The organism is Flavobacterium sp. WC2416 (assembly GCF_041200095.1).
Lineage (GTDB): Bacteria > Bacteroidota > Bacteroidia > Flavobacteriales > Flavobacteriaceae > Flavobacterium.
Window position 1 is genome coordinate 551,696 of record NZ_CP165626.1, and the last position, 21,870, is coordinate 573,565.

Annotated in this window: 16 protein-coding genes; 5 read left to right on the plus strand and 11 right to left on the minus strand. The window is 33.3% G+C overall.

The window, feature by feature from the left end; translation table 11 throughout:
- Positions 1 to 46: 46 nt before the first annotated feature.
- Positions 47 to 2,170 (plus strand): Tex family protein, encoded by a 2,124-nt coding sequence (locus AB3G39_RS02440; protein WP_369765925.1) that lies wholly within the window; start codon positions 47 to 49, stop codon positions 2,168 to 2,170.
- Between the two features lie 72 nt (positions 2,171 to 2,242).
- On the opposite strand, the gene AB3G39_RS02445 is transcribed toward AB3G39_RS02440, so the two are convergent.
- Both AB3G39_RS02445 and AB3G39_RS02450 read right to left on the minus strand, forming a co-directional pair.
- The gene (locus AB3G39_RS02445) at positions 2,243 to 2,758 is read right to left on the minus strand and encodes a PepSY domain-containing protein (protein ID WP_367756184.1); all 516 of its coding nucleotides are present in this window, start codon (positions 2,756 to 2,758) and stop codon (positions 2,243 to 2,245) included.
- Between the two features lie 201 nt (positions 2,759 to 2,959).
- Positions 2,960 to 3,352 carry a Dabb family protein gene (locus AB3G39_RS02450; protein ID WP_367772725.1) on the minus strand — a complete coding sequence of 131 codons (393 nt, stop codon included), beginning with the start codon at positions 3,350 to 3,352 and terminating at the stop codon, positions 2,960 to 2,962.
- Positions 3,353 to 3,720: 368 nt separating this feature from the next.
- Between AB3G39_RS02450 and AB3G39_RS02455 the strand changes: the two genes are divergently transcribed.
- Both AB3G39_RS02455 and AB3G39_RS02460 read left to right on the plus strand, forming a co-directional pair.
- Complete coding sequence (locus tag AB3G39_RS02455) at positions 3,721 to 4,284, plus strand: Crp/Fnr family transcriptional regulator (protein ID WP_369765926.1); 564 nt, start codon at positions 3,721 to 3,723, stop codon at positions 4,282 to 4,284.
- Between the two features lie 93 nt (positions 4,285 to 4,377).
- Entirely contained in the window at positions 4,378 to 5,445 is a 1,068-nt protein-coding gene (locus tag AB3G39_RS02460) for an SDR family oxidoreductase (protein ID WP_369765927.1), read from the plus strand.
- Between the two features lie 100 nt (positions 5,446 to 5,545).
- Here the strand turns inward: AB3G39_RS02460 and AB3G39_RS02465 are convergent, their stop codons facing one another.
- The 4 genes from AB3G39_RS02465 to AB3G39_RS02480 all read right to left on the minus strand — a co-directional run bounded on the left by AB3G39_RS02465 (position 5,546) and on the right by AB3G39_RS02480 (position 11,224).
- Positions 5,546 to 8,035, minus strand: coding sequence for a TonB-dependent receptor domain-containing protein (locus AB3G39_RS02465; protein ID WP_369765928.1), 2,490 nt, complete (start codon positions 8,033 to 8,035; stop codon positions 5,546 to 5,548).
- A gap of 149 nt (positions 8,036 to 8,184) precedes the next feature.
- The gene (locus AB3G39_RS02470) at positions 8,185 to 8,937 is read right to left on the minus strand and encodes a LytR/AlgR family response regulator transcription factor (protein WP_367772717.1); all 753 of its coding nucleotides are present in this window, start codon (positions 8,935 to 8,937) and stop codon (positions 8,185 to 8,187) included.
- Positions 8,934 to 9,992: a sensor histidine kinase gene (locus AB3G39_RS02475; RefSeq protein WP_367772715.1), complete on the minus strand. Its 1,059-nt coding sequence runs from the start codon at positions 9,990 to 9,992 to the stop codon at positions 8,934 to 8,936. Before AB3G39_RS02475 ends, AB3G39_RS02470 begins: the two co-directional genes overlap by 4 nt.
- Before the next feature lie 278 nt (positions 9,993 to 10,270).
- Positions 10,271 to 11,224 (minus strand): sugar phosphate isomerase/epimerase family protein, encoded by a 954-nt coding sequence (locus AB3G39_RS02480; RefSeq protein ID WP_367772713.1) that lies wholly within the window; start codon positions 11,222 to 11,224, stop codon positions 10,271 to 10,273.
- Between the two features lie 341 nt (positions 11,225 to 11,565).
- Here AB3G39_RS02480 and AB3G39_RS02485 point away from each other — a divergent pair, with 341 nt between their 5' ends.
- Complete coding sequence (locus AB3G39_RS02485) at positions 11,566 to 12,861, plus strand: tetratricopeptide repeat protein (RefSeq protein ID WP_367772711.1); 1,296 nt, start codon at positions 11,566 to 11,568, stop codon at positions 12,859 to 12,861.
- Between the two features lie 261 nt (positions 12,862 to 13,122).
- Here AB3G39_RS02485 and AB3G39_RS02490 read toward each other — a convergent pair whose 3' ends face one another.
- The 3 genes from AB3G39_RS02490 to AB3G39_RS02500 all read right to left on the minus strand — a co-directional run bounded on the left by AB3G39_RS02490 (position 13,123) and on the right by AB3G39_RS02500 (position 16,812).
- Positions 13,123 to 13,806, minus strand: a complete 684-nt coding sequence (locus AB3G39_RS02490; protein WP_369752847.1) for a HupE/UreJ family protein — start codon at positions 13,804 to 13,806, stop codon at positions 13,123 to 13,125.
- A 420-nt stretch (positions 13,807 to 14,226) separates the two neighbouring features.
- Entirely contained in the window at positions 14,227 to 15,327 is a 1,101-nt protein-coding gene (locus AB3G39_RS02495) for an acyltransferase family protein (RefSeq protein ID WP_369765929.1), read from the minus strand.
- Between the two features lie 114 nt (positions 15,328 to 15,441).
- Entirely contained in the window at positions 15,442 to 16,812 is a 1,371-nt protein-coding gene (locus AB3G39_RS02500; RefSeq protein WP_367772705.1) for a Gfo/Idh/MocA family protein, read from the minus strand.
- A 347-nt stretch (positions 16,813 to 17,159) separates the two neighbouring features.
- Between AB3G39_RS02500 and AB3G39_RS02505 the strand changes: the two genes are divergently transcribed.
- Positions 17,160 to 17,576: a DUF2452 domain-containing protein gene (locus tag AB3G39_RS02505; RefSeq protein ID WP_369766256.1), complete on the plus strand. Its 417-nt coding sequence runs from the start codon at positions 17,160 to 17,162 to the stop codon at positions 17,574 to 17,576.
- A 114-nt stretch (positions 17,577 to 17,690) separates the two neighbouring features.
- Here AB3G39_RS02505 and AB3G39_RS02510 read toward each other — a convergent pair whose 3' ends face one another.
- Together AB3G39_RS02510 and AB3G39_RS02515 are read right to left on the minus strand one after the other, a co-directional pair.
- Positions 17,691 to 21,116, minus strand: coding sequence for a DUF3427 domain-containing protein (locus AB3G39_RS02510; RefSeq protein ID WP_369765930.1), 3,426 nt, complete (start codon positions 21,114 to 21,116; stop codon positions 17,691 to 17,693).
- Positions 21,109 to 21,504 carry a (deoxy)nucleoside triphosphate pyrophosphohydrolase gene (locus AB3G39_RS02515; RefSeq protein WP_369765931.1) on the minus strand — a complete coding sequence of 132 codons (396 nt, stop codon included), beginning with the start codon at positions 21,502 to 21,504 and terminating at the stop codon, positions 21,109 to 21,111. The genes AB3G39_RS02510 and AB3G39_RS02515 overlap by 8 nt, the downstream gene beginning before the upstream one ends.
- Positions 21,505 to 21,870 lie beyond the last annotated feature (366 nt).

Genomic DNA, 21,870 nt, shown 5'->3' on the forward strand with positions numbered 1-21,870 from the left:
ATTTAAGATTCAAAGATATTATTTTAGCTGTTCGAAAAAAATTAAAATGAACAACATACAATTCATCTCCAAATTTGTAGCTACAGCAGCGATTAACATTCAAAAAACAGTTGAACTTTTACAAGAAGATTGTACGATTCCGTTTATTTCTAGGTATCGAAAAGACACTACAGGAAATCTAGATGAAGTTCAAATTGAAAATATAGCCAAGTTTCAAAAAGAATATGAGGTGATTGTAAAACGCAAGGAAGCGATTTTAAAATCAATCATGGAGCAAGGTGCTATGAACGAAGGATTGTTTGCTAAAATCGATAAAAGTTTTGATTTACAAGAATTAGAAGATTTCTACCTGCCTTTTAAAAAGAAGAAAAAAACTAAGGCTGATGTTGCTCGCGAAAGTGGATTAGAGCCATTGGCTAAAATTATCATGGCACAAAATAACGATGATGTTGATTTTATTGCTACAAAATACCTGAATGATACTATAATTAACGAAGATTTAGCCCTACAAGGCGCCCGTGACATTATTGCCGAATGGATTAATGAAAATATATATGTTCGTAAGCAATTGCGCCGTTTATACGAGCGCAAAGCGACGATTACAACTAAGGTAGTTAAAACCAAGAAAGAGGAGGAAGGCGCACAAAAATTCAATCAGTATTTTGATTGGTCAGAGCCGTTAACGAAAGCACCTTCACACCGTTTATTAGCGATGCTTCGTGCCGAAAATGAAGGTTTTATCAAGTTTAAAGTGGCCGTTGATATCGATGATGCCTATGCTATTATTGATGAATTGGTTTTAAAAGGACAAAATAAAGCAACTCCACATGTACAATTGGCTATTGAAGACAGTTACAAACGATTGTTGAATCCAGCGATTTCCAATGAAGCTTTGCAAGAAGCAAAAGCCAAGGCGGATGCCAATTCGATTCAAGTTTTTGCTAATAATCTAGGGCAGTTGTTACTAGCACCGCCTTTAGGAGAAAAACGAATTTTAGCCATTGATCCCGGTTTTAGATCGGGTTGTAAAATTGTTTGTTTGGATGAAAAAGGAGATTTGTTGTACAACGAAACCATTTATCCGCACGCGCCACAAAAAGAGGAAGCGATGGCGATGAAAAAAATTCGTTCGATGGTGAATTCTTATAAAATTGATGCTATATCGATAGGAAACGGAACTGCTTCACGGGAAACTGAATTCTTCATAAAGAAAATTGCTTTCGATAAACCAGTACAAGTCTTCATAGTTTCCGAAGCTGGAGCCTCGGTATACTCAGCTTCTAAAATTGCAAGAGACGAGTTTCCTAATTATGATGTTACGGTTCGAGGTTCAGTTTCTATCGGGAGAAGATTGAGCGATCCTTTGGCGGAATTGGTAAAAATTGACCCAAAAGCTATTGGCGTAGGTCAATACCAGCATGATGTAGATCAAACGAAACTGAAAGAAGAATTAGACAATACAGTAATTCGTTGCGTGAATTCGGTTGGAATAAACATCAATACGGCGAGTAAACATTTGTTGAGTTATGTGAGTGGAATAGGAGAGAAGCTAGCCGAAAACATTGTGAACTACCGCTCGGAGAATGGTCCTTTTGAAAACAGAAAACAACTGAAGAAAGTACCTCGATTGGGTGAAAAAGCATACCAACAAGGAGTCGCTTTTATCCGAATTTCGAATCCTAAAAATCCGTTGGATAATTCGGCTGTTCATCCAGAATCGTATGGAATTGTAGAGAAAATGGCCAAAGATTTAAAATTGACTGTGAATGATTTAATTGCCAATAAAGAAAAAACGGCCCTAATCAAACCAGAGAATTATATCACACCAGAGATAGGATTACTAGGATTGAAAGATATTATAAAAGAGCTTGAAAAACCAGGATTAGACCCAAGAAAATCAGCTAAAGTATTTGAATTTGATCCCAATGTAAAAACGATAAAAGACGTTAAATCAGGAATGATAGTACCTGGAATTGTCAACAACATTACCAATTTTGGTTGTTTTGTGGATATTGGAGTCAAAGAAAGTGGTTTAGTTCACATCTCTCAGCTCAAAGCAGGCTTTGTAAGCGATGTAAACGAAGTGGTGAAGCTACACCAACATGTTCAGGTAAAAGTTACTGAAGTCGATGAGGATAGAAAACGCATTCAGTTGACGATGATCATTTAAAAACAAAAGCCTGACAACATTGTCAGGCTTTTGTTTTATTTATAAAAACTGTAATCGAATTAATAATTAAATCTATATAAATAATAAAATTAAGGTTAATACAATACCTGCAGCGGTAAAGTATAGTCCTTTTTTAAATATTGTTGTTTTTGGCATAAACATCCAAAATGATGATAGTACAAAAAAGAAAAGTGATAGTCCAAAAAAGACATTCAAAAAGAATAATGGTTCTCCTGATCTTGCCTTATGCAGGTGCGTCATTTTTTCTACAATTGCAGGAAGGCTTTCTGTTTTATAGTCAGCTACTCCTGTTTTTTTATTATAAGTTCCATCCTTAAAATAAACAACGTCACCTTCTTCACGATCTGGTTTAAAACCACGGATCTCAAGCATACGACCTAAATCCTCTCCACTAGCATTGGTCTTTACTGTTTTAACGATCTGTTTTTGTTGTTTTAGAAAACTAGTATCTCTAAAAATTAATACTAATCCGCTTAGGGAATAAACAGCCATAATTCCAGCAAGGAAAAAGCCTAGATAGCGGTGAACTATGCGCATTGTCGCATTAAGGTTTTGTTTTTTTGACATAAGTAAATGGTTTTTTTATAGTTTTTTATTTTTCTTTATTTGACCTCAAAAGCTATAAAAGGTTTAATCAAGTAAATATTTTTTTTAGTTTTATTTACTTCACGATTTTCTATAAGAAAGGTTTCAAGAAATAATTCTTCAAACTTCAATTGTAATGCTACTTTTAGAATAGAACATTCATGATAATTTCATTTTCATTGGTTACACATCAATAGAATCATAAACAAGTACTTTGGTCCAAAGATGGGAACAGTTCTTCACAAAAGCTTGATGAATTGGGTGATCCTGATATACTTTTTGACCCGCTTCATCATCAAAAAACATGAGTTCCGAAACATCCCAGGAAGTGTCGACTACCTCCCGTTTCTCAGTAGAGGCCAAAACACCTACATGAATATGACGAATTGTTGGAATAGCAGCTAAGGTTTTTAGACCAGAAATTAATTGTTGTTTATCCGCTTCGGATTCGGGGTTTTTTAACCAAAAAAATACATGGTGTAATAAAGGTTTTTCAATTGGTCGTTTTGCAAATCCAAAAATACCAGCAATTCCCAATAAAGCTGTTGATCCTATAAATCTTCTTCGTACCATCATTTATTTATTTTTAAATGTAAATATCGAAATTTTTAAAATAAAAAAAGAGAAAAACTGCTCCTTTATTTGACACCTATAATTCAAATGTAGATTTTACGTTTATAAAAGTTTCTTTTGTGCATTATTTTGCTGAGTAACAGAAAAAGCGGTGAATGGTTTTGAATATTTAATCAAAAACGAAATAGTTAAATCAAGCCGGTTAATACTACTGCTTATGATCTAATTATCCCTACTATTTTGTATCTTATCAAATAAAAAGCAAGTTATACTTCAAGCAGTCACCCTTTAATAAATAAAACCCAATAATTGTGAGTTGTAGTCAGTCTCCTTTTTTTAATTATTTTTATACCGTTTTTTAAAAACAAATAATGGAAGCAATTTTAAGACAACATATTGAGAAAATAGTATTATTAACGGATGATGAATTTCTATTTGTGCTTTCTCACTTTTCGATAGGAAAATATAAAAAACATCAATATCTAGTTCAGCAAGATAATCCCGTTCCGTATGTTCATTTCGTAGTTAAAGGTTTGTTGAAATCATATTATATAGACCACTCGGGTAAGAGTCATATTCTTCAATTTGCCATGGAAGATTGGTGGGTAACGGATAGTCACGGATTTTATAATAATCAAAATGCCACACTCAATATTGATTGTTTAGAAGATGCACAAACGTATTACATCACTCTTGAAAACAGGCAAAAGCTGTGCGCAGAGTTACAGAAAATGGAGTTCTTCTTTTTGCAAAAAATGACCGCTGGTAATATTGCACTTCAAAGCAGGATTCTATCGTTAATGAGCAAGAATTCTGAGGAACGATATGCGCAATTTATCCAATTATATCCAGATTTGATTCACCGTATTCCTAAAACTTTAATAGCCTCTTATCTTGGAATTTCGAGAGAGACATTGAGTCGTTTAACGCATTGATGTGATATAGGTCACAAAAAAGATGTGATGTATGTCCTATATTATTCCATGGCTGTTTTCGAATTTTGTACTTCAAAATTTAAAAACACAAATATGAAAAATATAGCGTTAATAGTTGGGTCAACAGGGATTACAGGTAATAATCTTGCAGAAAGACTTATTGCTAGAGGCTGGATCACTTTTGGTTTAGCCAGAAACCCTCGAAAAGATATAGAAAATCTACAGCCTGTTGCTGCTGATCTTTTAGATCTTGAAAATTTAAAGCTAGCTTTAAAAGATGTTTCTCCTACCCATGTTTACATTACAAGTTGGATGCGTCAGGATACTGAAGCTGAAAATATAAGAGTAAATAGCTTGATGGTTAAAAATCTTCTAGAGGCCTTATCTTCTAAAAAATCAGTGCAGCACGTAGCGCTTGTTACAGGATTGAAACATTATCTTGGACCTTTTGAGGCTTACGCCAAAGAAGGATTTTTACCTGAAACCCCATTTAGAGAAGAACAACCTCGTCTTGACATAGAAAACTTTTACTATGCGCAAGAGGACGAAGTTTATGCCGCAGCAGCACGTGATGGTTTTACATGGAGCATTCACCGTCCGCACACTGTTATTGGGAAAGCGGTGGGTAACTTAATGAATCTAGGAACAACCCTTGCTGTGTATGCTAGCATTTGCAAAGAAACGGGAAAACCGTTTCAGTGGCCAGGTTCAGCAGCGCAATGGAATGGAGTTTCGGATGTTACGGATGCTAGAGTATTAGCAGAGCATTTAATTTGGGCTTCTACTACGGAAGCGGCCAAAAATGAAGCATTTAATGTCGTAAATGGAGACTATTTTCGTTGGAAATGGCTGTGGGGAAAAATAGCATCTTCGTTCGGGATTGAGGCAATAGGTTATGATGGTATGATTCATCCTCTTGAGGAGCAAATGGAAAATCAAGCTCCTGTTTGGGAAAAAATAGCTCTGGAACATGCTCTTGAAGAATCAAATATAGATAGATTGGCCTCTCCTTGGCATACGGATCTTGACTTGGGACGCCCCATAGAAGTGATGACTGATATGTCTAAAAGTCGTACACTGGGCTTTAGTGTTTATCAGAGAACTGAAGAATCTTTTTACGATTTATTTGAAAAGCTCCGCCTAGAAAGATTAATTCCTTAATTAAAAAAGCTAAAGAATTTATCATAATAAAGTGACTAAAAAAAAGGTTTCAGGAGCTTATCCTGAAACCTTTTTGAGTTTTCTGGCAGGTCTTATTTTCTTATTTCATTGCTGGCATACCACCACCTTGATTGTTTTGTTCTCCTTCTTTAAGATCATCATTATTGATGCCTTTCTTTTTAGCTCCAGTGAATTTCATGGAACCAAAATTATAGCTGAAGGTAAGTCCAAATGAACGGATTGGGAATTTAAAGGTACTGCTTTGACTGAATCCCTGTCCGCTTGAAACTTGTTTAAATTCTAATTCTTTTTTGAACGGAGATACTATATTAACACCAAGTGATGCGGCTTTATTCCAGAATTGTTTTTTGACACCAAAAACCATTAGATTAAAAGCGGGACTGGTTCCTTGAAGCGTTTTCTTAGACGAATTTTGGATTATAAAAGCTTCGGCTGCAATGTTGTTTTTTAATTGCAATGTACCACTTACAAATGCGGAATATTGAATGGATGTTCCATTACTTGATTGCTCTAAGCTGTAAATTCCTGTTGGATCTGGCTTGTAAGTAAAAGCATTAAAGTTACCACGTAGGGTTAAAATTTTAAACGGATTTACAGATCCAAAAAAGCTCATTCCAAATGATTTATTGCTTCCAATATTTTGATAATTTGTAATTGTTCCTGTTTCGTCTTGCAATGGTGTTGCAATGCCTTCAATTAAATCGGCAGTGTATTTATAATAAGCCGAAATATTTATCGTGCGCTTTTGTGAAAAGGTAGAATACCCTAGTTCTACAGTTTGAGAAACTTCAGGATCAAGTGTTGGATTTCCTTGTGTTTGTGCTTGAATATTTGATTTATTGATAAACGGGTTCAAGTAAGTAAGGCTTGGTCTTGAAATACGTTTGCTATAAGTCAATTTTAATGATGCCGATTGCGATAATGCTTTTTGTAAAGTAAAGCTAGGAATAAAGGTTCCGTAATTGATTTTAAATGGATTTAAATTAGTTTGTAGCTCATTTGTAGGATCGCCTTTGATAGCTGTATTTTCAAATCGTGCTCCCGCCATTACCGTAAAACCTTTAGGTAAAGTTACCGTTCCCACGGAATAGATTGAAGTAACATCTTGATTGTAATTGTATAAATTAGAACTAATAGGGTCAAAAACAAATGCGTTTTGGCTATCAGGAACATAATTTTGAAAATCACTTGAAATCCTTCTGGTGATTGATTTACCACCCGCTTCCAGTTTGAATTTTTCGGTTACTGGTAAAGTATAATCTAATTGTAGGGTGTATTCATTGTTTGCTCCGTCATTATTCGCCTTTTGGTTGGTATAAAAACTAGAGTATATATTTTGATAATTAGTTTCTACAATGCTGTGACTCCATTGTGATGAAAAGGTAATTTCATGTCCTTCTTTTGAGAATTTATGAGCATAATTTAGATTCCAATCAAATCCTCCAAATGCATTTTTAGAACTGCTTTCTCCTTTATAAACACTACTATTTGAAGCATTCATATAATCAGTAAATTGATTATCATTTGTACCTGTTCGCTCAAATCCTCCCTTATTGTATCTAAATGTAGTAGTCAAACTATTGAAAGTATTAAAATCATATCCAGCGTTTACGGATGCTAGTAAACCGCTGCGTTTTACTTCGTTTATACCTTTGGTAACTTGCAGACTTTTGGCTGAACTATTGTCAAAAGCTTGTGTTGATTCAGATGATGATTCTTGTGGCCATCCATTGTTGAATCCAACATTTGCCGAAAGGCTGAAACGATTTTTGTTGTAATTTACATTGGCATTAAAGTTATTTTGTCTCGTACCAATACCACCACTTACAGATCCACTTACACCCGAAGTGCTTTTTTGTTTAGTAATAATGTTTATGATTCCTGCAGATCCTTCTGCATCATACTTTGCCGAAGGCGAAGTAACCACTTCTATGTTTTTAATCTGGTCAGCAGGGATTGTTTTCAACACATCCGCAAGGTTGGCAGAAGTAGCTCCTGATGGTTTTCCGTTGATTAATACACGTACATTTGCGTCTCCACGAATCGATACATTTCCATTGATATCTACATTTACCATAGGTACTTTTTGCAATACATCAGTAGCATTACCACCACCAGCTGTTAGGTCTTTTTCTACGTTGTAAACGATTTTATCAATTTTATTAACTACCTGTTGTGCTGTTCCTACAATTACCACTTCTTTCAAAGTATTCGTTTCAGGACTCAAGGCTATTTCACCAATTTCAAAATCTAATTTTGAATCAGTTGTAGTTATTTCTTTAATAGTCTTGTCTTTGTAGCCAATAAATGAAATGGTAAGGGTATAAGTTCCAACTTGAATTTCATTTAATTTAAAGGTTCCAGAAGCATCGGTCAAAGTACCAGTTAAGGGTTTGTCTAAATTAATTTTAGAAATGCTTATAGAAGCATAATCTACTGGAGCCTTTGTTATCGAATCGATGACAGTACCAGTTATTTTACCTTTTAAACTAGATGTACCTGTAAAAGTTTGTGACTGTACAGCTATGGCAGAAAAAAGCAACACGGTGAGCAGGATAATTTTTTTCATTTTTAAGATATTTTAAGTTCTAAATCTCGGAGAATCGTTTTAATCAATTCGTTTAGATTCAGTACAAAGCAATATCTTAATAGGAACATATACCAGCACATTCGACAGAGAGACCGAGAACGTCGACGGAAGTTTAGTATTTTAAAAATTTAAGACCACCCTTGGAAGAATGCTATAAAATTCTCTTTGTATTGATCTGTTACCGTAATGGTTACTTTATCAATTTGTACAGAATTTTTAGTGGCTGATTTTATTTTGTCCAAAGACACAATGAAAGATCGGTGAATGCGCATAAATTTATTTTCGGGAAGCTTTTCTTCAAGAGATTTCATACTGGTTAAAGACAATAAAGGCTTGTCTTCACTTAGTCGATACACTTTTACATAATCTTTCATACTTTCAATATAAATGATATCGTCAACAGCAATTCGTACGAGTTGGTATTCAAATTTTAGATAAATGTAAGCTACTTCGGCTTCGGGAATAGGAGGGCTAAATTTTCTTATTTCCTGTTCTGGATTTCTAATAAGTTCAAAATATCCAAGCGCCTTTGCAACCGATTTATTGAAATCAAGAAAACTAAAAGGTTTAAGGAGGTAATCAAGAGCATCTACTTTATAGCCGTCAAGCGCATATTGATCAAAAGCAGTTGTAAATATGATTCTTAAATTCCCTTTTACACGGTATTGTTCTACAATTTTAGCGAGTTCAATTCCATTGATGTCGGGCATTCTAATGTCAAGAAATAATATGTCTATATCTTGCTCATGAATTGTTTTTAATGCTTCAATGGCATTCGAAAATTGTCCTATTAACGACAAGGAAGGTGATTGCTCTATGTATGAAACTATAATTTGTAGCGCTAGCGGTTCATCATCAACCGCAATACATTTTAATATCATGAGATTTGTAATTTTAAGGTTACACAGTATTCCTTTTGAACTAGATCTTCGGTGGTTGTCAATTCATACTTGTTTGGATATATTAGATCGAGTCTTCTGCGGGTGTTGACTAACCCAATTCCGTTACTTTCTTCTTTACTTAGTGTTTGATTTTCGAATATAGAATTGCGAACTTCAATTTGAATAGATTTTTCCGACTGTTCAATACCTATGTAAATATAGCTTGGATAAATCCCGCTAATTCCGTGTTTATAGGCATTTTCGATAAAAGGTAAAAATAGCATTGGCGCAACTTCTACATCTTTTATGTTTTTTGGTTTATCAAATATTACCTGCACTTTATCCGTAATTCTCAACTCCATCAGTTTAAGGTAATCTTCTACAAAGTTTACTTCTTTACGTAGCGTAGTTAGATTATTTTTGGTATCATACAATACATATCGCATCATGTGAGATAGAGTATAAATGGCTTCACGTGCAGGATTATTTTCGGTACCCGCTAAGGCATAAATACTATTTAGGATATTAAAAAAAAAGTGTGGGTTGATTTGGGATTTTAGAAAAGAGAGTTCTGAAATGACTTTCTCCTTTTCCAGATTTTGGCGCACTTGTGTTTCTGTTTGCAGTTTTTTGGCCACACTTATTACGGTACTGGCACCCACCATTAGTAAGGTTATTATGATTTCGCTTAAATTTGAAATCAAAGCACCATGCATATTGTCTTTTTTGGATAATTTAAAATGCTGGTTTAAAATAACATCAAGATTTGTAAACGAAGTATACGTATCACTAATGTTTAAAACCAAAACTATTAGAGCGCATATTGCGATAAAAAAAAAGCCGTTCTTACCTTGAAATAAAAGTTTTGGGATAATTATTTTATAAGTGATATAAAACACTAAAATCCATATAAAATACATGAAAGTTTGTTTTAACCAAAATTCTATTGGAAAACTAATATTCATATATAGTGGCATACTTTGAACTATAAGCAGCCCTAAAAAGATCAAAGCTTTTGAAAAAATAGAAATGTCTTTGACTGAAAAAGGTTTCATTTGTTGCAATTTAAAAAATAAATATACGCAATAAATTAAGTCTTAAAATGCAAATCGACAGTTTCCTATAGAACGCCGATAGAAAGACGTACTTTCTCTAAAGGAAATAAAATACATTGCCATTCATTTTTGAATTTGAGGGTTTTAAGTATCGAATTTAAAAATCAGTTCAGTTGTAAATTAGGACATAGAACTCCATTCGTTTTAAAAAGTCTAATCTCTTTTTATAAAATAAAAAAGAAGCTAAAAACGATCTAAAGTAGTAGTATAAAAATAAATTACAGCGTTTTTAAATAATCGATACTTTTTTTCAAAGCAATGTCAGGCGATTGTACCATATCTTGTTCGACGAAGAAATGCTCAACACCATTTTGTTTTGCGGCTGTAAGTATTGTAGATAAATCTAGCACACCTTCACCACATGAAGTCATGAAAGGAAAAAGACTAATCCATTGGGAAGCATCACCACCATCTCCTGAGAATCTTTTAGCTTCTTTCATATCTTTTATATGTACCATTTTATATCTGTCTTTGTGTTTTTTAAACAACTCAACAGGATCTGCTCCACCAGCAATTGTCCAGTAAAGATCCATTTCAAAAAAGACTAAATTGGGGTCAGTTTGATTAAAAATAATATCCAATGGCATCACCCCATCCACATGGTTTAAGCCATATCCATGATTGTGATAAGCAAAACGGATTCCTGCTTTCTTAGCTTGATCACCTATTATGTTGAATTTTTCAGCTGTGCGTTTATAGTCATCCAAGGTTTTTCTTTCGGCATCAGGAATCGAAGGGAGTACCACATATTTTGCACCTATTAAATTAGCGGCTTCCGCCAATGGGCCCATATTATTTAGTAGTGTATCAAAGTCAGTATGCATAGAAGGAATACTAATTCCATTTGATTTTGCTGCATTATAAAATTCAGAAGCTGTTTTATTAAAGAAACCACTTCCTTTGAATCCTAATTGTGGTGTAACCGCATTCCATGAAGTTTTTGCTTTTTCGGTACTGAATTCATAAGGTCCAAAACACTCCACTTCTTTGTATCCCATTTTAGCTAACATTGCAAAGGCTCCATCAAAGTCATTTTCTAACATTTTAGGGATAGAGAACAATCCCAATCCTACTTTATTGATAAGTGGATTTTTGACAAATAGTTCATTTGCGTTTACGAATGAGGCTACAGAAAATAGGGCAGTAGTTTGAATAAATTGGCGACGTTTCATAAAAATTAATTTAGTATTCTAATTTATTAATTTTTTTTTAAATAAAAATTATATTGTTAATTTAAAACGAATTTAATAAAAACGCACAAAATTATAACAGTAAATTTTAGATGTTTATTTAATTAAAAACTGGCTTTTTGTCAATTTAGCTTATTTTTTTAGGTGGTTTAAGTACTAAATAAGGACTCTCGATTTAGTCATTTGTCCTTTGGTTTTAACCTGATTGTTGGTATGTATAATTATTGAAATTAAATGAGTTAACTTAGGAGCTTATTGCCATAATTTTCCAAAGATTCCAATCCAAGATTACTTTGTTTTCGTATATAAAAAAAACAGAAACCATGCGCATTTTAAAAATCACCGTCCTTTTATTCAGTAGTCTTTTATTTATACAGTGCAAACACAACCAAAAGCAATTGGTTGCCGAAACGTATATCGATAGTTTAATTACTAACTATGGCACTCCAAAAGCCATAACAGATAATGAAAAAGAAATACAATTTTGGCAAAGTCGTATTAACGGTAATGCTTTTGATATGGTAAATAAATCGAGATATGCTGGAAATCTGGTAGCGCGTTTTCATTTAACAGGAGATATTAATGATGTTACAAAAGCGGATAGTTTACTTTTGGATATCGAAAATAAATTTGAAAATAAACAAGCTGGACCCTTTTTGGCGTTAAGCTCTAATGCTATTTTACAGCATCATTTTAAAAATGCTGAAAATTATTTAAAGCAAGCTAAGGCTATTGGAATTAAAAATGCCGAAAGTTATGCGACTACTTTTGACGTCGATTTTGAGTTAGGAAATATAGAAGAAGCCACGGCAAATCTAGATAAAATGAAAGATCCTAAAGATTTTGGTTATCAATTTAGAAAATCAAAAATGGCACATTATTTAGGAGAATTAGAGGAGTCTATTTCCCGAATGGAAAAAGCAGACAGTCTTGTAGAAAACAATCCAATACTTAAATCGACTGCGCTGTCCAATGTTGGGGATCTTTACACACACGCCGGAAAATTGGATAAAGCACTAGCTTGTTACCAACAATCTTTAAAAATCAATAATTCTGATTTACATAGTTTAATGGGAATCGGATGGATTGCATTGGTAAATGACGGTAAAGATGCCTTGGCTACAAAAATATTCGAATTTGTTCAAACCAAAACAAAATCTCCAGATCCGTTATACAAACTAATTCTAGTGGCACAGCATAAAAAAGATGCAGTTGCCGAAGCCAAATATGCGAAGGAATTTGAGGCAATTGTTACCGACTCTATTTATGGTAAAATGTACAATAAATATTTAATTCAATTGTATACTGGAATCCTTAAAAACCCTGGTAAAGCAGAGGCTTTGGCTAAAGCCGAATTACAAAATAGAGCTACGCCACAAACGTATTCTTGGTATGCATTTGCCTTATTGAACAATAACAAAATAGACGAAGCAAACGCAATCTATAAAAAACACATTTCTGGCAAACCATTGGAAGCATTGGAACTTTATTATATGGGTAGGCTTATGGAAGCAAGCAAAAAAGGCTATAATGCCACAGCATTTTTTAAAGCCGCTAATGAAAACTTCTACGATTTGAGTCCAAGTATTGGCAGGGATTTAGAATCTAAATTGGAATAATTTGCGCTAAGCAAAACAGGTTTTTAATAATAAAGGAGATACTAATTTACATCATTAGTATCTCCTTTTTGTTTTTTAGTAAATCGAATGATTTAAGTAACACTCATTTTTAGAATTATTTATTCGTCATGGATTTTAATAATCTGAGCTAACTTGTAAAATGAGTGATTGTGGAAGGTGATGGATTTGTATAGAAGTCACTTTTTAATAGCTTTTATGTCATTATCTATGTAGAAACAACATGCTTACAATAAGTTGGTATTAGCTAAAGAATATGCGTTCGATAGTCCAATAGGTTGCAATTAGGAATATGGCCGCAGATACAGGAATTACAATGTATTTGCGATAATATGGCTTATCGCCAAAGAATTTTGCTAATAAGAAATAGGCTAAAACAATTACTGAAATTTGCCCTAACTCTACGCCAACATTAAACATCAGTAGCGAAGTTAAAAAAGATTCTTTGGGCAAACCCAATTCGCTAAGAACACTTGCAAATCCCATTCCGTGAATTAATCCAAATAGAAATACAATTCCTATTCGGGTCTTTTTTAATTGTTTGGATAAAATATTTTCCATCGCAACATACATGATAGAAATCGCAATGATAGGTTCTACAATATAACTTGGCGGATTAATAACTTGATACATCGATAATCCTAAAGTAACTGTATGCGCAACGGTAAATGCCGTTGCTTGCATCAACACAGGTTTTAATTTAGGACTTAGTAAAAACAAGCTGAGCACAAATAGAATGTGATCTATACCAAGTGGGATAATGTGTTCAAAACCCAATTTGATGTATAGAAAAACCGTGTCAGTGGCCGACATGTCTTCTAAATCGACTATGGCAACATGGGCATTTGCTTTAGTGGCAGTAAAAAGAGTAAGTAAAAATAAAAAAGCAATCGTTACATATTTTTTGTTGAAAAGGGGATTCTTCATTTTAGTACGGTTTTGTATGTCTAGATACGTAATTTAGTAAAGGTTTGGTTTTTATAAAAGCCTTATTTTAAAATTTATTTAAAAGATAGGTTTATTACTAAAATTGGAGTTGAGGTTAAAAGTAATAAAACTTGGAATTTTTTTTCATAACTTTTGGGTTAGGTGGGATAGGGGTTTGGCATCATTTTAAAAGGAGGATACCTTTTATAAAAGAAGTGTTACCGAATTGGATTTCTTTTTTTCCTAAAATCATTGTAGAAGTTGTCAACCGACAAAAATTCCCCTTTTATAGTTAAACGTGCTAAAGTCTTGATTTCACTATGGCTTAAAAACAAAAAAGACCTTACATTGCTGTAAAGTCTTTTTTATTATTAAAAAGATTCATTCTCTATTTGTAATTCTTCAAATAGTGAAAATGAATCAAATCTTGATATAAATTTTATTTCGATTTAGAAAATAACCCACGATCCAGCAAGTCAGCAGAATGGAAACAGCAAATCCTAAAGAACCCATATAATCCCCAAGTGTCGCCACAAAAACATTCTCTGCAATCCAATCATAGGACGAAGTGTTTTTTATTTTAAATTGATAAAGCGTGATTACTAACAATTCCGAAAGGAGGTAAATAAACAATGGATTTTTACCTAAAACGTCAAAAAAGAAAGTCCATTTGGTCTTTTTTAAGATATCCAATAGGTAAACCAATACTGAAAGGATAATGAGGTCGAGACCAATAGTAAGCACAACAAAGGAACTGGTCCATAATTTTTTATTTATGGGTAAAAAAGAGTTCCATCCTACGGCAATTATAATTAAAACGATACCAGCAAGAACCATTTTCATAATGGTATTATAATTTTGACCGCTTTTTTGAAGAAACGAACCCGCAAGATAACCACCAATAACGTTTACAATAGCGGGAAGGGTACTAAGCAAGCCTTCAGGATCAAATGCGATTCCGTCACCATGATACATATGATTTGCTCCAATTAACCAAGTATCTAGTTTTAATACTGCATTTCCTTCTAGCGTGAGATCACCAAATGTATAGAGCAAAAATTGATAAGACAGCAGTGCGATGATACTAAAAATGATTGCTCCTTCGGTTTTCCAAAAGCGTAAAATAATAGCGCCAAAAAAATAACACAAAGCAATTCTTTGCAGGACACCAAAAATCCGCGTATCACTCAAGGGTTTCAGTGCGCCATTTTCAAAAAACGGAAACCAATACATTAAAAACCCAAGTAGAAAGAGTAGTACTGTCCGTTTTAGTACTTTAGTTAAAAACACTTTATCAGATAAATGGCTGTATTTATTCATGCTTAAACTAATAGAATTCCCTACAATAAAAAGGAACGTAGGAAAGACCAAATCAGTAAGTGTAAATCCATGCCATTTGGCGTGCAATAAGGGGGCAAAAGTAGTGGCGCTTTTCCCTGGAGAGTTAACAATGATCATAAGGGCGATATCTAGACCCCTAAAAATGTCTAATGATAGGTATCGTTTTTTTTGTAGTTCCATGTAGGTTTTATTTTAGAAAAGGATGGTGTGCAGCTTTTTCAACTAGTGAATTAATGAAATGTTTTTAGTAATGGCTTTCTCTAATGAACGACTGGAGATAAGCCAATTTAACCTTTATAAGACCACCTTTTCTACTGTTCCTTTTAAGCGGCTTTTTTCGGCGGTAAACCCAATAATATGACTTTCCACTGAGGCGTCTATAGAGGAAGATAGTAAACCTGCATTTTGTTGCGATACGGCTTGTATCCAATCGGAGACTAAATTCCAATCGCCTCCACCATGGGCATCACTGTTTTGTTGCCATTCGGTTTTTTCGCCAGTTAAAAAGTTAGTTAATGTAAATTGCGACATATCCCCAACAATATCTCCATGACTTCCCATGACACGGGTGCGTCTTCCTTCATAAGAGGTAAACGCTTCCATACTAAATGCTGCTGTAACGCCATTAGAAAATTGAAGGTTGGTCGTGTAATGATCGGGTTGGTCGTTGTCCATTTGGTACACACAACGGCCGTAATTAGTAGTTTTCAGGCGATCTAATATAGCTTCTCCTTGTTTTTCTACTTCGGTAGGAAGGTCAAATACATGGGTTCGCTGTCTGTCTCGGTAGTAAATTTTCAAAGCACTATACGGGCATTCTTTTTCTATTGCACATCCATCCGTACAACGAGGCGTTGCGCCTACAGGAGTGTTTTCTTTTTTAAACCATTTTAAGTCACCAAAAGCCGTTATTTTTTCACAAGAACTGCCTACCAACCATCGCAAAATATCAAGATCATGGCATGACTTGGCCAGAATGATAGGCGTAGTTTCTTTACTATTGTGCCAGTTGCCACGTACATAACTGTGGGACATATGGATATGCTGGATCGGTTCGAGATGTTGAATACTAATTAGTTCTCCAATTGATCCTTTTTGGATGAGCTCTCTTACTTTGATAAAATAAGGAGAATAACGCAATACATGGCATACCGCCACGATACGGTTTGTTTTTTTGGCTAAAGCCAATATTTTTCGACATTCTTTTTCAGTGGGTGCAATAGGTTTTTCTAGTAAGATATCGTAACCCATTGACAGCGCTTTCATGCAAGGCCCATAATGTAAATTATCGGGTGTAGAAATGATGATGGCATCAGCAAATTTGGGACGTTTAAAAACATCTTCCCAGGTTACAAATCTATTTTCGGCAGGAATAGCGTGTTTTTCACTATAGCGCTCTTTTCTTATATCAATGGGGTCTGCAACTCCTACAATTTTTAAATGTTCTGGATATTGAACGGCATAATTACCATATACATTACCACGATTTCCAGCGCCTAGTGTAATAGCGGTAACTGGTTTTATTGGAGCGGGATACTTTTTTGGATCGGGAAGATGCAATCGTATCGATGTTTCGGCAAATCCATGTAAAGGCATCGTTAATATACCTCCAGTAACAAGGCCTAAAGTTTTAAGGAGATTTCTTCTTGAAAGTGCTTTTCCCATTGCAAATACGTTTTAGTTTATAGTTTCAATTGATAGTTTAGTTATTAATTCTTTAAAAATGTATACTAATTACTTGGTTATTAATTAAAGAACTGTTAAATATAAATAAAAAAATAAAACCCAACACAATTTAGTACACCTAACCTGTGAGATGTTATTCAATGTCTTTGATTTTTTAATCACCTAAGAACATTGATCATCTATTTTTTGGAAAGACGTTTCAGTCCAATCGAGAAAATAATAGTAAGTTGAATTAAAAAAAGGGTCTATTATTTTTTTTGTTTATCTTTGTGTTTAAATTGTTAAACAAAAAAATAGATAGTCATTTTAAATTAAAGGAGCAGATGATGAAAAGTAAAATACCTGATAATGTGGTATATTCAATTGATGAAGGATTTAATTCTAATATATTGCCTTATGGCACTAATGTGGGTGCTCCGGTAATTAGAGTAGATGATGTAGTTTCTTGGAAAAGTAGGGGTATTGAGAATGTAAACAAAGAGCTAGGTAATAAATTTAACGAACTCCAATTGCAGTATCAAAAACTGATGGAAGAATACGAATGGAACGAGTTGGTCTATAGTGCGAAGTTCTCTTTTGAGCCCGTTATAGGCGAGATCTATCATTTGTATCGCGATGGGGCAGGAGTCAACTTCTTATCGTTGATAAGCCCACAAGAATGGAATAGAGAGCACATTGGCACCTTTAGATTGAACAGCGATAAAAAGTGGGTGGTGTTGGATGGGAATCGTGGTGGGTATTGATTTATTGCCATAGCAAATAAAGTAAGTGCCGCATACAAATTAAAAAAGACAATCAAAACATATAGTGTTGATTGTCTTTTTTTGTTTTTCTTTTGTGGATTAAAATTTTTGATTTTATGTAATAATTGAAACAAATTCTCCAACAACTCGCATAGAAGTACCATTTTCCTCATTAATAATAATATCTTTATAGGAAGAGTCAAACGAATTTGGTTTTAAAGCAATCGAAGTATGTTCCCAACCTTCATCAGATATTACTTTTTCACTTGAATAGGTCTTAATTGTGAAAGCCGAATTGAAATCCTGATCTTGAATGTCAATATTTTCAACTAAAACTATTTTTCCATTTCTACTACCGCCAGTATAAGGCTTAAACAAACATATCGATCCATTTGGAATAATTCTACTCATTGATTCTCCAATGATTTTACATGCAAAATAGTCGCTTTTAGAATTTGCAGGTCCTTCAATTAAGGTAAATTCTCTCTCAGATTGAATTTCACTAAATGTTCCAGCTGCTGCATAGAAATCGTATAAAGGAATTGGATTGTGTAAAACGGGTTCAAAATCAATAGTTGATTGAAACCCTTTCTTTTCGACTTTCTTTTCAGGTTTTGCAGCTTTAACAGTTACTTTTTCTTCCAAATAATTATACATCGAAGGTGAAACGGGATTAGCTAAATTGAAACGGATTTTAACAACTGAAACTTGTTTCCCACTATCATTACCCATCGTAGTTTGCTCAATCTGATTCATTTCAGGGCTTACTTCTCCCATATAATAAAAGTCCATTCCTTCATCATTATTTTTTTTGATAAAAAGAGGAAGTCTAATTGGACCGTTTTTGCCCAGAATAGATTGAACGTCATTGCTATTTATTTTTCTATTTGATTTTGACATCCAATCAAATTCCTTAGCATTTACAAACTTATCTTCATATTTAGTAGATTCAGATATTTCTTCTTCTTTGTGATAGTTTACAAAAATGGGACAATGAGTATTATCGGGGCTTACTAAATACCCGCCTACATTTTGTGCTACAGGATTTTCTTTAGTATTCAATATTCTAAAAACATCTTTACGAGAATATTTTCTATATAGTACAAAACCTTCTTGCCAGTTATTTGGTTCGAATTGTCTGTCAAATTCATAAATTGAATAATCGGTACAATCAAGTAGAAAAGCTTTGAAAATATCTTGACTTAAATACGAAAGAAATGTAGTTGAGAAAATGAAATTGTCATTTTCTAATTTTATAATATCTAAATTATAAATCTCCTTTGCTGAAATAAGTTTCCCCTCTTTTTTTTCTCTAATAAATTCAAAATTCAAGTTTGTGATACAAGATTGAATTGTTTCTTCAGAAACTGAATAATGATATTTTTTTAATATCGTTTCTTTTAAACTATTTATTGAAAGAGAACCGTTGCTAATTAATAGTTTGATGATTAAACTTTCTTCAACTCTTTTGGAATTATTTATTTCTTTCGAAAACAATTCTAAAAGTTTAATTTGCTCCGATTTTAAATCGGAATTGTATTCTTGCTCAACTTTGATAATGAAATTATAATATGAGCCGATATAATTCACATACAAATAAGGGTCTCTAGAGCCATGTTCTATAAAATCCATCATCATTGGTATTCTACCGAGTTTGAATTTTAATAAGTTGTAATCTTTTTTCAAATCAGAAAACAATTGCATGTTTGCAGAGTCAATAGATTGAAATATTTTTTCTTTAGTGATTTCATCAAAATTAATTGTTGATGAGCCAGGAATCATTCTACTACCCTCGGTAATTAATTTTCGAAGAGAATCTTTACTATACGAGGTATCTCCATAAAGTGCAATTGGAATTAGATAGTTGTTTTCATAGTTTCCAATAAAATCAATAACAGTTACATAATTTTTCCCTTCAATTTTTCTTAATCCTCTACCTAATTGCTGAATAAAAATGATAGCTGATTCAGTTGGTCGAAGCATTATTATCTGATTAATTTTAGGAATATCAATCCCTTCATTGAAAATATCAACAGTAAATATATAATCAAGCTTGTCATTTATGTTATCCGATTCTAATCTTTCAATTGCTTTTGACCTTTCTGCTTCTGAACTATCACCAGTTAAGGAAATGGATTTAAGGCCATTTGAATTAAATAAGTTAGATAGTTCAATCGCTTCTTTTTTTCTTGAACAAAAAATTAATCCTCTGGTGATACCGTTATCACTGCCGTAAAATTTAGCTTGTTCAATTATTCTTTTTACTCTTTCAGTAGAAACCAATAAGTTGAAGTCCGATTTATTATCAATCACATTATTATCAATTAATAAATCTGAGACACCATAATAATGAAATGGACTTAGCATTTCTTCTTCCATTGCGCGGTTTAATCTAATTTCATAAGCAATATTGTGGTCAAACAGTTGAAATATATCGTTACCATCAGTTCTCTCAGGAGTTGCAGTCATTCCTAAGAGAAATTTGGGCTCAAAATAATCTATTAAACGCAAGTACGAATCTGCGCCAGATCGATGTGTTTCATCAATAATAATGTAATCGAAATGATCTGTTGAAAAGTTTTCAAGATGCGTAAGTTTTGAAATTGTCTGAATTGTTGAAAACACGAAATCACAATCTAAATCTCTTTTTTCACCAGAGAATAATCCCATTGTTTTTGTTGTCCCAAAAACTTTTTGAAAAGTCTTTAATGAGTCTTTTGCAATGGTCAAACGATGTACTACAAATAGCAACTTTTTAGGATTAAATGCTTTTGCATCGAATGCTGATAAATAGGTCTTTCCTGTTCCTGTCGCAGAAATTATTAAAGCTTTATTTTTATTGCTTTTTCGTAAATTATTTAAATTCCTTAATGCTTCTACTTGCATCGCATTAGGATTAATTTCTGTTAAAGAATCATCTGCTTCCTGAGTTCTACTATTAAGAAATTGCTTTTTATAAATTTCTTCATAATGAGAAATAAAGTCAACTGTTACGGGAGTTGCTTTTTCAAAATCAGTTTGAAATTCTCCTAGTACTTTGCCAACTAAACCGCTTTCATCTAAGGCTGATACTTTTATATTCCATTCCTTATTAGTAGATAAAGCGCTATCTGTTAAATTGCTACTACCTACAATTAAGTTATAATGATGTTTATTTTTAAAAATGTAACCTTTGGCATGTGCGTTACCAGTTGTTGCAATGCGTAAATCAATGTTTTTAAATTGTAATAACCTTCTTAATGCTTCAGGTTGGGTGAAATTCAAATATTGAGAAACTAAGATTTGACCGGTTATGTTACGGTTTTCTAATTCTTTTAATTTGTTTATTATAGTAGCTACTCCACTTGTTGTAACAAAAGCTACGGAGATATAAAATTGATTACAATTTTCAAGTTCGTGAAGTATTGTTGTAAGTACTTTTTTGGGTGGATTTTTTTGATTTACAAGCAACTCTGGTTGGTATGCTAGATCGGATAAAATATTTTTATCTACGTAGCCTGTTTGTAAACTGGAATTGAAAATTTGAATTATCTTATCCATTCATTATTAATTTATTGACAATAGGAATATCTGCTTCTGCCCAATCAAGTTTTTTAAGTTCATTTAAACTTAACCATTCTTTAGCGATGTGCTCATTTAGAGTTAATTCTTTAGATTGCACTTCACAAATGTAACTGTGCATTGTCAATTCAAAATCTGGGTACTTGTGTACGACTGTTACAAAGAGAGATTTAATTTCAGTATCAATATTTAACTCTTCAACTAATTCACGCTTTAAGGCTTCTTTTTGTGTTTCACCTTCTTCTATTTTACCACCAGGAAATTCAAATTTCTCGGATATATAACTGAGTTTGTTTTTAGGCCGTTGAACACATAAAATCTGATTTTTAAAATATATTATTGCTGCGACTACTTCAACTTTTTTCATTACCTAACCTTGGTTTCGTGTAAAAGTTTTCCTTTTATGGGAAGTAAATTTTACAATGTTTTTATTTTTATGCTTTACAAATATATAGGTTTATTCTCAACAAGTATCAAGTTTAGTAGTGTTATGGTGTTTTTTAAGTTGTATCAAAAGCTTTTCTTGCTGTGGTCTTAATTATTAAATAATAGGAACGATGTTTCCCTTAAACTCAAATCCCCCTAGCCCTGACTGCAATGGAATTCCTTATGCGAGAGGCTGCTGTTTTTCTAGGTATAAAAGAGCGACTGCAAGAAGCTCCTTTTATGCTGTAGAAAAGCTAAGGCTATACATAAGAATGAAAGGAAAGGCAGGAATAGCTCCTGTACTACA

Bases quoted from the DNA above. Each gene is read 5' to 3' on its own strand.
- AB3G39_RS02495 (WP_369765929.1), bottom strand. From the start codon at position 15,327: ATGGAACTACAAAAAAAACGATACCTATCATTAGACATTTTTAGGGGT.
- AB3G39_RS02460 (WP_369765927.1), top strand. From the start codon at position 4,378: ATGAAAAATATAGCGTTAATAGTTGGGTCAACAGGGATTACAGGTAAT.
- AB3G39_RS02480 (WP_367772713.1), bottom strand. From the start codon at position 11,224: ATGAAACGTCGCCAATTTATTCAAACTACTGCCCTATTTTCTGTAGCC.
- AB3G39_RS02470 (WP_367772717.1), bottom strand. From the start codon at position 8,937: ATGATATTAAAATGTATTGCGGTTGATGATGAACCGCTAGCGCTACAA.
- AB3G39_RS02445 (WP_367756184.1), bottom strand. From the start codon at position 2,758: ATGTCAAAAAAACAAAACCTTAATGCGACAATGCGCATAGTTCACCGC.
- AB3G39_RS02440 (WP_369765925.1), top strand. From the start codon at position 47: ATGAACAACATACAATTCATCTCCAAATTTGTAGCTACAGCAGCGATT.
- AB3G39_RS02450 (WP_367772725.1), bottom strand. From the start codon at position 3,352: ATGATGGTACGAAGAAGATTTATAGGATCAACAGCTTTATTGGGAATT.
- AB3G39_RS02455 (WP_369765926.1), top strand. From the start codon at position 3,721: ATGGAAGCAATTTTAAGACAACATATTGAGAAAATAGTATTATTAACG.
- AB3G39_RS02485 (WP_367772711.1), top strand. From the start codon at position 11,566: ATGCGCATTTTAAAAATCACCGTCCTTTTATTCAGTAGTCTTTTATTT.
- AB3G39_RS02500 (WP_367772705.1), bottom strand. From the start codon at position 16,812: ATGGGAAAAGCACTTTCAAGAAGAAATCTCCTTAAAACTTTAGGCCTT.
- AB3G39_RS02465 (WP_369765928.1), bottom strand. From the start codon at position 8,035: ATGAAAAAAATTATCCTGCTCACCGTGTTGCTTTTTTCTGCCATAGCT.
- AB3G39_RS02475 (WP_367772715.1), bottom strand. From the start codon at position 9,992: ATGAAACCTTTTTCAGTCAAAGACATTTCTATTTTTTCAAAAGCTTTG.
- AB3G39_RS02505 (WP_369766256.1), top strand. From the start codon at position 17,160: ATGAAAAGTAAAATACCTGATAATGTGGTATATTCAATTGATGAAGGA.
- AB3G39_RS02510 (WP_369765930.1), bottom strand. From the start codon at position 21,116: ATGGATAAGATAATTCAAATTTTCAATTCCAGTTTACAAACAGGCTAC.
- AB3G39_RS02490 (WP_369752847.1), bottom strand. From the start codon at position 13,806: ATGAAGAATCCCCTTTTCAACAAAAAATATGTAACGATTGCTTTTTTA.
- AB3G39_RS02515 (WP_369765931.1), bottom strand. From the start codon at position 21,504: ATGAAAAAAGTTGAAGTAGTCGCAGCAATAATATATTTTAAAAATCAG.